The organism is Exiguobacterium sp. s150 (genome assembly GCF_018618435.1).
GTDB lineage: Bacteria > Bacillota > Bacilli > Exiguobacteriales > Exiguobacteriaceae > Exiguobacterium > Exiguobacterium alkaliphilum.
On sequence record NZ_JACSMC010000035.1, the window covers coordinates 16,697 to 28,113 of the forward strand.

Here is an 11,417-nt window from a genome sequence, read left to right on the forward strand (position 1 = left end):
CCCATTTCTACCTGTCAAAAAATATTGACCTCCTTTTCAACGGAATTGGCCTGTTTGAGTCCTTCCCCCCATTGCCTGCCAATTTCGAAACACCTTACAATATAACTGTATTGATTTTATCGAACCGTTACCTACGCCATCTACGAAGGAAGTGACTCCATGGATCATAAGTCCGGCCTCATGTACTCATTCGCCGCCATCGCCGCCGTAACCGTCCTCGTTCAGGCCGACGACGCCGCTGCCGCTAGCACACATACTGTTCGCGCTGGGGACACGCTTTGGTCAATCAGCCAGCAACACAACATCCCACTCGCGACACTGAAAACAGCGAACAACTTGACGTCTGACCGAATCGCAATCGGACAGACACTGAGACTTTCTGGTGCCGTGACGCTCGCACCTACAAACAACAACAACACGCAAGCGACCGCAAATCGTACGACGACCGCGAACTTGAACCTTCGGAACGGTGCCGGGACGACACATAGTGTCCTCCTCACAATTCCGCGCGGACAATCGCTCACTCCGCTCAAGACGAGTGGCTCTTGGACACAAGTGACGTATAATGGTCGCACAGGTTGGGTGCACAACGACTTTTTAAGCGCGGCACCCGCACAGCCGCCAACGCCGGCACCAGCTGCACCGGTCGTTACCCCGAGCTCAGCGACTACATCAAAGACGACCGCGAACTTGAACCTCCGTGCATCGAAATCAACGAGCGCACGCGTTCTGACAACAATCCCGAAAGGACAAAGCGTCTCCGTCTTGAAAGTTGAAGGCACATGGTCACAAGTTAAATACGGTTCGCAAACGGGCTTCGTTGCGAATACATATTTATCGAACACTGCCTCTACACCGACCCCGACAACGCCAGCTACACCAGCACCATCTCAACCGTCGCAAATCAAAGAAGAGAGTATCAACACTTTATACGTGACGACCGCAAACTTGAACATGCGCCAAGGCGCAGGCACCGGATTCGCCCTTGTCACGACGATCCCGAACGGTACGACCGTAACGGCAACGAAACAGAGTGGATCATGGGTGTATGTGACATATAACGGCAAGTCTGGTTACGTCAGCACCGGTTTCTTGAAACAGACGACGACCGCACCGAGCGCTCCAGTTGCACCTAACTTAGGAGATGCGGGGGCTGGTAATACGGATGTTGATTATATCGTTAACACACCATCACTTAACGTTCGCGCTTCGGCTACAACGAACTCAGCAGTCATCGGTAGTGTAAAAGCGGGGCAAACGCTTCGGGTAGTTCAGACTTCGAACGGGTGGCATCAAATTTACATCGGTAATACTACCGGTTTCGTATCCTCCTCATTTGTTCGTCAAGTTCAAAAAGGAAGTACGTCAAATCCAACATGGGTATCTGGATCATATGATTCTCACACGTTCGTAACCTCAGGATCCGTTGCTATCCGTTCTCAAGCGAATGACACAAGCTCTATCGTTGGATCCACACTTCGTGGTGGCTTATTAAATGTCATCGGAGAGACGGCGACTCACTACCGTGTAGCAGAAGGATTTATCGCAAAAGCTCACGTCACTCAAATTAGTGGTAAGTCAGCTCAGTCTACCCGCCTCGCGACAATCGCCGTCGCCCAGCGCTTCGTCGGCACACCTTACGTCTGGGCCTCGTCCAGTCCGGTCAATGGCGGTTTCGACTGCTCCGGCCTCATCTTCTATGCGTTCAACCAAGCGGGCGTCAACATCCCGCGCACGAACGTCGCCAACTATTGGGCCGGCGCCTACTTCGGCCCACAGTTGCCGAAATCGTTCACGCCGCAAGCGGGTGACCTCGTCTTCTTCGAGAACACGTACACGGCCGGTCCGTCCCACATGGGCATCATGATCAACGCGGACACGTTCATCCACGCCGGAACGTCCGGCCTCGGCTACAACCAAATCAGCAAAGAACCGTACTGGCAATCGCGCCTCATCGGTTATAAGCGTCCGTGACTTTCGTCGCACCTTGAAAACCCGACCTTAGTCGGGTTTTCTTTTCGATATGCAGGATTCCGTACCGAAGATGCGAAATGCGAGATAAGATAAGAAGAAAAAAGGAGGTGTCCGATGAGCCAAGATCGCTTCGCCAAAATCCCGTATCGGATTTATACGATGGGACTCGCCATCGCCTGCCTCATCGGCGTGCTCTCGTTCGGGCTTGGGCTCAGCTATTATTGGAAAGAAAAACATGCCGCCGTCGACCAAACGGTGACGAACTTGAACCACGCCGCCGACCTAGCGGGCGTCGAGGCCTATCTCGTCCTCCATCAGACGGCAAGGCTGTATGAGACGAACTCGGACCAACCGACGAATCTTCTCTCGTCCCCGTACCGGGAACGGGCGCTCCAGTACAACATCCAGCTCCGTGACGACTTCGAGACGGGCGTGAACGAACGGGAACGTGAGGCGCTCCTCGCCTTCTCGGAACGCCTCGAGGAGACGCTCGACGAAGCCCGCTTCGATATCGTCCCGTTCGATGTCATCGAGTCGATTGACCGGCGTTGGCTCTATCAGGGGCTCGAACGTACGGCGCAGGAGAACACCGCATACGAACTCGCGGACGCCGTCATGCGCATGCAGATGACGTTCGTCCAAAACGTGCCGAACTTAATCGCCGAGACACCGGACGCCGAGGCGCTCGAGATCGAGGTCGCCCCGCTCGCGAACGAGGCCCGCTTGATTGAAGACATCGTCGCAAGCGATCCGTCACTACGGACCCGCGCCGTCTCTGATTTAATCGAGAGCGCCCTCGCCCTCGGCCGGCTCGCGACGTCCGAGTCGACGCTCGAGGCCCGTTACGTCAACAGCACGAGTTTCTATGAAGACACGCATGACGTCCTGCGCTCGCTTCGCTCCTCGTCCGAGACGACGCTCGCCTCGGAAGGGAATCGCTACGGGGCGCTCGCCATCGCCGCGCTCCTGTTGACGATTCTCTTGTCGTTCGGCCTCCTTGCCGCCCTCTGCCTCACCCGGAAAGCGTACGCCCATGACCTCGACCATTTAAAGGCGCGGGCGCTCGCCATCGACCCGAGCACGGAGCCGGTCGAGGCGACGTTCCCGGTGAGCCATGACTTCCGCGGTATCGAGGACGAGCTCCGAGAGATTGCCGTGAGCGTCCATTCGACCGTCCACACGCTCGAGACACAGTCGACGGACTTGTTGCGCTATCACGAGCGCTGGTCGTCGCTCTTCTCCGAGACTGGCCTCGCCATCGCCCTCGTCGATGACGCGTACGATTTCCTCGAGCGAAACGATGTGTTCCGTCAGTTCTTCGGCGACCGCAACTTGTACGAAATCAACCAACTGTTCACCGAGACGGGACGTCGCTTGTTCCGCGAAGCGCTCGACGGTGTGACCGAGCACGGGACGAGCGCCCAGTTCATCCTGCATTTGAAAGGCGAGCACGTCCGCTTCTTGAACATGAAGATTATCCCGCTCAAACGCGGTGAGGCGTTGACGTATTACCTCATCCTTGAAGATGAGACCGAGCGCGTCGAACGGGAGCGGAAAGTCGACCGGCTCGTCCGGTTCGACATGGCGACGAACCTGTATAACGAGTACGGCTTCGTCCAGGCATGGGCGAAACAAGACATCGATGGGGCGTTCGTCGTCATCAAGCTGAACGACTTCCACCATCTCGTCGACTGGTATGACGCGACGTATGCGGACCTGCTCATGACCGAGTTCGCGCGCCACGTCGAGGACCGGCTCGCGAAGTACGCCCAGCACTTGTTCGGGCGCTACCGGGACGACACGCTCATGCTGTATGTCAAGGGCTTCGCCGCGGCAGACGAGCATGAACTGATGGAGCTGTTCCCGACCGAGCTCTTGATCAACGGCAAACGCCAGACCGTCCACGTCCAAATTGGGGCGACGCACACGACGCCGAACTATACGGACTGTCTGTTCGAGGCGACGAAGGCGCTCCAACATGCCAAAGAGACGCGAACCCCGTTCGTCTGGTACGACGCGAGCATCCTCGCCCAACTCCAATGGGCCGCATTGATTGAACAGGCGCTGCCGGATGCGATCTCAAAAGGTCAAATCACCGTCGCCTATCAGCCGCAAGTCGAGCTGAAGACGGGCAAGGTCGTCGGGGCCGAGGCGCTCGCGAGGTGGCATCACCCTGAGATTGGCCACGTCCCGCCGAACGAGTTCATCCGCATTGCCGAGCGGTCCGACCAAATCCTTTGGCTGTCGCACTCGATCCTCGACCAGGTCATCGATCAGCTCGTCGCATGGCGACAAACCCGGTTCTCCGACATCTCGTTGTCGTACAACTTATCCGCCCACTCGGTCGATCCGTCGATCGTCGCGAAACTGCGCGACCAAATCGAGGCGTACCCGTGGCTGCCGGACCGATTGAAAATCGAGTTGACCGAGTCGGCCGATATCATGTCGCACACGGGCGAACTCGACCGTCTCGAAGATATCGCCGACCTCGGCTACTGCCTGTCAATCGACGACTTCGGAACCGGATACGCCTCCTTCGAAGCGATTTGGCACTTGCCGATTCAAGAAGTGAAGATCGATCGCATGTACGTCAGCGGTAAGGCGAAAGACAGCACGTCGTTCCTCCGCGCCGTCTCCCGGTTCGCGAGCGAACAAAAACTCACCTCACTCGCCGAGGGCATCGAGACCGAAGAAGACTTGAACCGTATCCTCGCTGAAGGCGTCGAGCTCGGACAAGGCTATTACTACGCCCCGGCGCTGAAAGCGGACGCGTTCGAGGCGTGGGTCCATGAAAAAACAGGCCACCGTGAGTGACCTGTCGCTAGGCCTAGACCGGCTGACCATTCGTCAGTCGGTCTTTCGTTTGATTCTATTAAGGATTAGCTTCAAAATGATCAAGCTGAAGATGATCGGCAAGACGATTGGGAGCGACCCGCGCGGCAACAGCCCGAAGACGATGAACACCGTCATCCCGACCGTGAAGAATAGCTTGATACCCCGGTCCGTCGTGAACTTGTCCCAGCGCCAGACGAGCAAGAGCAGCGCGAGCGGCGGGAAGAAGAACGTCAGGAAAAAGAACGGCATGTTGCGCGTGTACCATGGACTCATCGATTCACCACCTCCTCATACAACGCCCTCGTCGCTTGTTCCGTCTCGAGGTTCAAGTAAATCGGTTTGCCGCTCCAATCGATGCGGATGACCGGTCCGACGTCCCGATTGATGAAGAGGAGCACGTCTTCTTTATAGATCGTGCGGAAGTTGCCGGTGAGACGTGATGATGTCGCCGACCCGTTCTGCCGGCGTTCGATGCCCGGGAACGACGTCAACGTGACGGCCGTCATATCGTCATATGGCACGGTCTGTCCGTACGCACCTTCGATGACGAGCGCCGATTCGGTGAGCGTCACCTCGGTCGGTTGCGAGAACCAAAACATGAGCCCCGGGATGACCGTCAACAGCAGCACGCTGACAATCGCGAGCGGGATGAGGCGTTTCTTCCCGCCCGGACGGAGCCGGCCCGACTCGTCGAAGATGTTCCCGTCATACTTCTGGGCGCGCCAAAGTGTGACGACGACGAACAAAAGTAGCGCGATGAAGAGCGGTTCGAGCGGTATGTTCAATCGGAGCGCTTCGATGGTGGCGATGAGGAGAAAGATGACCCCGATCCCGTACGCCATGATGCCGATGAGTCGGGCGACCGATTTGATGTCGACGCGAGCCTTTCGTTCCTGATTCATTGTGTTATAGCCGGAAATGAGGAAATGCCAGCCGAGTCGATGGACGGCAAAGCCGAGGAAGAACATGAGCAGTGCCGCGAGTACTAAAATCCACATAGATGAGACCTCCTGTCTTCTCTATTCTACGTGAAAACATACGTTTCGTTCCAACAATCGTCAGATGCACGCGAAACAGCGGTTCTCCCGTATACTGGTGGTAGAAACACAGAAGGAGGAATTCGATGTATCGCACGAAACAAGATTTCATCACGGATTGGACGAAATCATCGGCCGGCACGCTCGACGTGCTCCGCACCGTCACCGACGAGACGATCACGCAATCGATTGTCCCGGGGCACAACTCGCTCGGTTGGATCGGGTGGCACGTGACGACGGCACTCGGCTACTTCACGAACTTGCTCGGCTTCCGGTTGTCGGCACTGAAGTCGTTGACCCAACCGACCGCGGCGGGTGTGATCGCCGCTCAGTACGAACGCTATGCAAACGAAATCGCCGAGGCGGCCGAATCGTTCACCGAGTCATATCTTCTCGAAGAAGTGAACGTGCACGGCACGATGACCCCGCGCGGAGCCGTCCTCCGGATGATGCTCGACCATCAGACGCATCACCGCGGCCAGATGACGGTGCTGCTCCGGCAAGCCGGCCTCACTGTCCCCGGTGTCATGGGGCCGACGAAAGAACAGATGAACGCGTGACGACCCGCCCCCGGCGGGTCGTTGTCGTTTCACGAAAACAGGCTCGCCTTTTCCATCACGTTGTCGTTTTCCGTTCCCTCGAATCAGGAAAAGAAAGGAAGCGTTATGTGATTCGAAAGGAGGTCCGATATGCGCCGCTCCCCGTTCGCCGATGTCCCGTTCCGCACCGTCCTCACTGTCTTGTTCGCCCTCTCGTTCGTCGCCGTCGTGTTGCTCACGTTTTGGAGCGGCTATTATTGGAAAGAAAAAGCCGAGACGTCGCGCCAAGCCATCACGAACATGACGTACGCGAAAGACGTGTCCGGCGTCGAGAGCCATTTGATCCTTTATTATGTCGCCCGGCAGTATGAGATCGAACGTGCCGAGACGTTCACACTCGTCTCAGACCAATATCGGGATCAGGCGCTCGCCTTTAACCGCTCGCTCATCAACGACGTCCACGTCGGCCTCTCCGATCGGGAACGTGACGCCGTGCTCGCCTTCTCCGACAATATCGAGGCGGCGACGACGAGCATCGACACGGATTGGTTCCGGCTCGTGCCGTTCGATTTATTGAAGTCGCTCGACCGCCGTTGGATCTATGACGGGCTGCGCCAGACGAATCAAGACAGCTCGCTCTACGAGGCGACCGACGCCTTGCTCCGGCTCCAGATGGCGTACACGCGAAACATCGACCGCGTCTTCGTCGCCGACCCGGACACTGACCAACTCGCGGAGTTCGAAGCGTCACTCCTCCCGGAACAAGCCTTGTTGCAAAATCTCGTGCTCGATCGCCCGATTTTGTCAGACACGGTCGACGATCGCATCAATCAGGCGTTCACCGCACTCGACCAACTGTCGAACCCCGACGTCCCGTACGAGGCGCGCTACGTGAGCGCCATCGCCTTCTACGACCAGACCCAGCGTATGCTCGACGCCATCAGCGACAAGGCACTTGCGGCGCTCGAGACGGAACGACGTCAAGAACAGTCATTTTATGTGTTCACCTTGATTTTTGGCATGTTGACGCTCGCCTTGCTGTCGTACGGGTTCGTCCGCTATTATTACCGCTATCGGTTCGACTTGGTCCATCTGCAGGAACGCGCCCTCGCCATCGACCCGATGCTTGAACCCCCGGCCAACTCGTTCCCGGACCGGCACGATTTCGCACCGGTCGAACAGGAGTTGAAACGAATCGCTCGCGACATGTCGCTCACCGTCCGCCATCTCGAAGCGAAATCGTTCGAGCTCGCCGAAGTGCATGAGCGTTGGGCGTCCCTGTTCACGGAGACCGGGCTCGCCATCGCCTGGATTGACGATAAGTTCGAGATTATCGAACGCAACGACGTGTTCGAACGACTGCTCGGCAATCGGAACTTGTACGAGTTCACTCAGCTACTGACAGCGACCGGGCGCAAAATCTGGGAGGATGGCCTCGCCCACGTCAAACGGGAACAGCGGCCGAGCGAGTTCATCCTCTTCTTTGAAGAGACGCCGCGGCGCTACATGAGCGTCAAGCTGTTGCCGCTCGAGGTCGGCAATCACCGACATTACTACATCATTTTAGAGGATGTGACCGAGCGAATCGTCCGCGAGCAAGAAGTCGACCGGCTCGTCCGTTACGATGACGCGACCGGCCTGTTGAACGCGTACGGATTCGCTCAGACGTATCGAAAACGAGGGCTCACGGCGACGAACGGCGTGTTCCTCGTCTTCAAAGTGAACGACTATCAACACTTGTCCGACTGGTACGGAACGGCTTACGCGGAAGCGGCGCTCAAACGGCTCGTCTCCCGGCTCGAGGCCCGTCTGAAGAAATATGCGACGAGCCTGCTCGGACGTTACCGTGACAACACCCTCCTCCTCTACATTCAAGACTTGGACGCCGAAGACAAGGACGAGGTCGAGGACTTGTTCCCCCGTGACTGGGATGAGCGGACGCGACGCCAAGCGCTCGACAGCCAATGCGGGATGACGGTCGTCCGGATGCAGTCGTATGACGAGGCGTTGAAACAAGCGATGAACGCGCTGCAACTCGCCATCGAGCAACGGACCCGCTTCGTCTGGTACGACGCGGACGTGCTCCGGCAAGTCGAGCGGCTCGCCTTGATTGAGCGGACTCTGCCTGACGCCATAAAGAAACGCGCGATTCACGTCGCCTACCATCCGCAAATCGAGTTGAAGACGGGCGCCATCGTCGGGGCAGAGGCACTCGCCCGCTGGGACAGCGACACGCACGGGAAAATCAGTCCCGACGAGTTCATCCGCATCGCCGAGAAGTCGGATCAGATTTTATGGCTGTCGCTCAGCGTGTTGGAACAAGTGATTGAACAGTTGCTCCGTTGGCATGACACGTCGCTGTCGGCGCTCACCGTCTCCTACAACTTGTCCCCCCGTTGTCTCGACGCAGCGATCGTCGACTTGTTGACGGAGACGGCCGAGACGCATCCGTGGATCACCGACCGGCTCGTCATCGAGTTGACCGAGTCGAGCGACTTGTTGACGTACCCGACCGATTTGAGCCAGCTCGAGACGATTGCCCGAAACGGCTATCGCCTCTCCATCGACGACTTCGGGACCGGCTACGCGTCGTTCGAGGCGATTTGGCATCTTCCGATTCATGAAGTGAAAATCGACCGTATGTACGTCAGCGGCAAGGCGAAAGACTCGTTGTCGTTCCTGCGCGCCGTCGCCCGCTTCACACGGGAACAACGGCTCGTCCTCGTCGCCGAGGGAATCGAGACGAAACTTGAGTTGAAGCGGATGATTGAGGAAGGGGTCGAGATTGGGCAAGGGTATTACTTCACCGAACCGCTCGACGCCATGACGTTCACGGCGTGGGCAGAAGCACGCATACAAAAAGACGAGACCAGTTGAGGTCTCGTCTTTGTTCATTTCGACGTCGAAGGATTCACCTTCTGTTGCATCCGACCAACGCCCTCGTATTGAACGTCACGCGGGTCGCGGGCGAACTTCCATGCGTTGCGGGCGTCAATGAAGCGCTGTTGACGCATGCCGGCGAACGCTTCCGGTTTCAAGTTGACGAGTTCTTCCCACTCGGTGACGAGGATGGCGTAGTCTGCTCCGTCGAGCGCCTCTTCCACCGTGTCGGCTTGGCGGTAGTCCCACGTCGCGAGCGGGTCGTAGCCGATGACTTCGACTTCTTGCAGGAGCAGCTGCTGGGCGAGCGCGATGGACGGGGCGTCACGCATATCGTCCGTCCCCGGTTTGAAGGCGAGCCCGAGGAAGGCGACGCGCATGCCGCGGGTCACGTCGAGCTTCGACAACAAGTAACGGATTTGGGCGTCATTCGTCTCCGCAGCCGCCCGGATGACTGGTAAGTCGAGACCGTTCTCCTGCGCGACGTGAAGCAGCGCGGCCATATCTTTCGGGAAACACGATCCTCCGTACCCGAGCCCAGCGTTCAAGAACGAACGCCCGATGCGGGGGTCGAGCCCCATGCCGTCGGCGATCGTCGTGATGTCTGCACCGGCCTTGTCGGCGAGACGGGACAAGTCGTTGATGAAGCTGATTTTCGTCGCGAGGAACGCGTTCGAGGCGTACTTGATGAACTCGGCGTTAATCGGTGATGTGCAGACGAGCGGGACGCCGAGGCGGCCGTAAATGCCCGCGAGTTCTTCACACATCTCGAGGTCATCGCTGCCGATGACGACGCGATGTGGTTTCAATACGTCCGCCAAGGCGCGTCCTTCCTGTAAGAATTCCGGCACGATGGCGAACGTGTGCGCCGGATACATCACCTTCAAGACGTTCGTCGTCCCCGGCGGCACCGTGCTCCGGATGATGATCTTTTGCGGTGTCTTGAACGCGGCGAGCGCCGCTTCGATGTATGACAAGTCACAGCTGCCATCTTCGCGGCTCGGCGTCCCGACGGCGAGAATGACGTAGTCGGCACCTGACGCGAGCCCGACATCGTCCGTCCACGTGATCGCGTCTTTATATTCAGAGAGCACTTCGGCCATACCCGGTTCGTGGAACGGGACCGTGCCGCCTTTCAACTGCTCGAGTTTTGGTATGTGTTTCTCGACGCCGATGACCTCGTGCCCCGCTTTCGCGAGTCCGCACAACGTGGCCAATCCGACGTAGCCTAAACCAATGATTCCAAATTTCACGCTAGTTCCTCCTTCGGTATGCTCCCTTCAACAGTAGCGAAAAGCCGGGATGAAGGGAAGGCAATAACGCGCTCGAATGTTCTTTCGGGACTGACTTTTTTCATTTGGTAGGGTGACGGGTCGTCTCGGAAGTGCGCGCTGGCGCAGGGAAGTGCTATAATGGGTCAAAATGATGCTAGAAAGGACTAACCGCATGGGCTTACTCGCTTTCTTTTTGGTTACACTCTTCATCTATTATTGGTTTCCGGTCCGGGGGGGACTGAAAACCTTCCTTCTCATCTTGATCATGGTGAGCGGTTGGCTCTCCATCTTCGAAATCGTCTCCATTTTGGAAGCCCGTCCATGGGTGGCCGCCCCATTACTTCTCATCATCGGTCTCATCGTTTGGAAGTGGCGCAGAGATCGCAATCGGCAAGAGAAGAGCGTTTGACGACCGTCAAATGCTTTTTTTAATGTATTCTCTTTCTTTACCAAAATTCCCTTGCAAAAAGACGTATTCATTCTAGTATCGTGACGTCTTTCACAAGTTTTTAAAACATATAGGAATCAGTTTAAACGGTGCTATCATACAAGCATCTTTCATTTTTATTCCATACGAAGGGGACCTTTTTATGCAATTTTATTTGCTCGACTTGGCACCATGGATTGAACCGCTCGCACAGTTCGTCTTTTGGTACCCGTTTTTCATGGCGCCGTCTTGTTCAGCTTGACGCGTGAACAAGAGAAACCGCTCGATTTGAACGAGCGCGAATGGCCGCTCATCAGCATCCTCGTCCCATGTTACAACGAGGAAGAGACGTTGAAGAGACGATTACAGATTTTACGAACGGGAAAGCCCATATCGGGCATAGCCCGCCTTTAGGCATGGGATGAGAGTGAGTTCGGATGTTTTTACATCC

General features: G+C 57.0%; 9 protein-coding genes. 6 read left to right on the forward strand and 3 right to left on the reverse strand.

The window, feature by feature from the left end; genetic code table 11:
• The first annotated feature begins 159 nt into the window (after positions 1–159).
• Both KNP76_RS13555 and KNP76_RS13560 read left to right on the forward strand, forming a co-directional pair.
• Positions 160–1,974 carry a C40 family peptidase gene (locus KNP76_RS13555; protein ID WP_251137493.1) on the forward strand — a complete coding sequence of 605 codons (1,815 nt, stop codon included), beginning with the start codon at positions 160–162 and terminating at the stop codon, positions 1,972–1,974.
• A 114-nt stretch (positions 1,975–2,088) separates the two neighbouring features.
• A complete protein-coding gene (locus KNP76_RS13560; RefSeq protein WP_214844829.1) occupies positions 2,089–4,788 on the forward strand; it encodes an EAL domain-containing protein in 2,700 nt (899 codons plus the stop codon).
• A gap of 33 nt (positions 4,789–4,821) precedes the next feature.
• Here the strand turns inward: KNP76_RS13560 and KNP76_RS13565 are convergent, their stop codons facing one another.
• Entirely contained in the window at positions 4,822–5,082 is a 261-nt protein-coding gene (locus KNP76_RS13565; protein ID WP_214844830.1) for a hypothetical protein, read from the reverse strand.
• Complete coding sequence (locus tag KNP76_RS13570; protein WP_214844831.1) at positions 5,079–5,807, reverse strand: DUF3784 domain-containing protein; 729 nt, start codon at positions 5,805–5,807, stop codon at positions 5,079–5,081. The genes KNP76_RS13565 and KNP76_RS13570 overlap by 4 nt, the downstream gene beginning before the upstream one ends.
• Before the next feature lie 125 nt (positions 5,808–5,932).
• Between KNP76_RS13570 and KNP76_RS13575 the strand changes: the two genes are divergently transcribed.
• Complete coding sequence (locus KNP76_RS13575) at positions 5,933–6,406, forward strand: DinB family protein (RefSeq protein ID WP_214844832.1); 474 nt, start codon at positions 5,933–5,935, stop codon at positions 6,404–6,406.
• Positions 6,407–6,535: 129 nt separating this feature from the next.
• Complete coding sequence (locus tag KNP76_RS13580; RefSeq protein ID WP_214844833.1) at positions 6,536–9,262, forward strand: EAL domain-containing protein; 2,727 nt, start codon at positions 6,536–6,538, stop codon at positions 9,260–9,262.
• A gap of 14 nt (positions 9,263–9,276) precedes the next feature.
• Here KNP76_RS13580 and KNP76_RS13585 read toward each other — a convergent pair whose 3' ends face one another.
• Positions 9,277–10,518 carry a UDP-glucose dehydrogenase family protein gene (locus tag KNP76_RS13585; RefSeq protein ID WP_214844834.1) on the reverse strand — a complete coding sequence of 414 codons (1,242 nt, stop codon included), beginning with the start codon at positions 10,516–10,518 and terminating at the stop codon, positions 9,277–9,279.
• Positions 10,519–10,690: 172 nt separating this feature from the next.
• Between KNP76_RS13585 and KNP76_RS13590 the strand changes: the two genes are divergently transcribed.
• Together KNP76_RS13590 and KNP76_RS13595 are read left to right on the forward strand one after the other, a co-directional pair.
• On the forward strand, positions 10,691–10,948 hold the full coding sequence (locus tag KNP76_RS13590; protein WP_214844835.1) for a hypothetical protein: 258 nt from the start codon (positions 10,691–10,693) through the stop codon (positions 10,946–10,948).
• A gap of 267 nt (positions 10,949–11,215) precedes the next feature.
• Positions 11,216–11,380 (forward strand): hypothetical protein, encoded by a 165-nt coding sequence (locus tag KNP76_RS13595; protein WP_214844836.1) that lies wholly within the window; start codon positions 11,216–11,218, stop codon positions 11,378–11,380.
• Positions 11,381–11,417: the final 37 nt, after the last annotated feature.

Coding starts and splice junctions, on each gene's coding strand:
- KNP76_RS13555 (WP_251137493.1), top strand. CDS start 160: ATGGATCATAAGTCCGGCCTCATGTACTCATTCGCCGCCATCGCCGCC.
- KNP76_RS13560 (WP_214844829.1), top strand. CDS start 2,089: ATGAGCCAAGATCGCTTCGCCAAAATCCCGTATCGGATTTATACGATG.
- KNP76_RS13565 (WP_214844830.1), bottom strand. CDS start 5,082: ATGAGTCCATGGTACACGCGCAACATGCCGTTCTTTTTCCTGACGTTC.
- KNP76_RS13570 (WP_214844831.1), bottom strand. CDS start 5,807: ATGTGGATTTTAGTACTCGCGGCACTGCTCATGTTCTTCCTCGGCTTT.
- KNP76_RS13575 (WP_214844832.1), top strand. CDS start 5,933: ATGTATCGCACGAAACAAGATTTCATCACGGATTGGACGAAATCATCG.
- KNP76_RS13580 (WP_214844833.1), top strand. CDS start 6,536: ATGCGCCGCTCCCCGTTCGCCGATGTCCCGTTCCGCACCGTCCTCACT.
- KNP76_RS13590 (WP_214844835.1), top strand. CDS start 10,691: ATGCTAGAAAGGACTAACCGCATGGGCTTACTCGCTTTCTTTTTGGTT.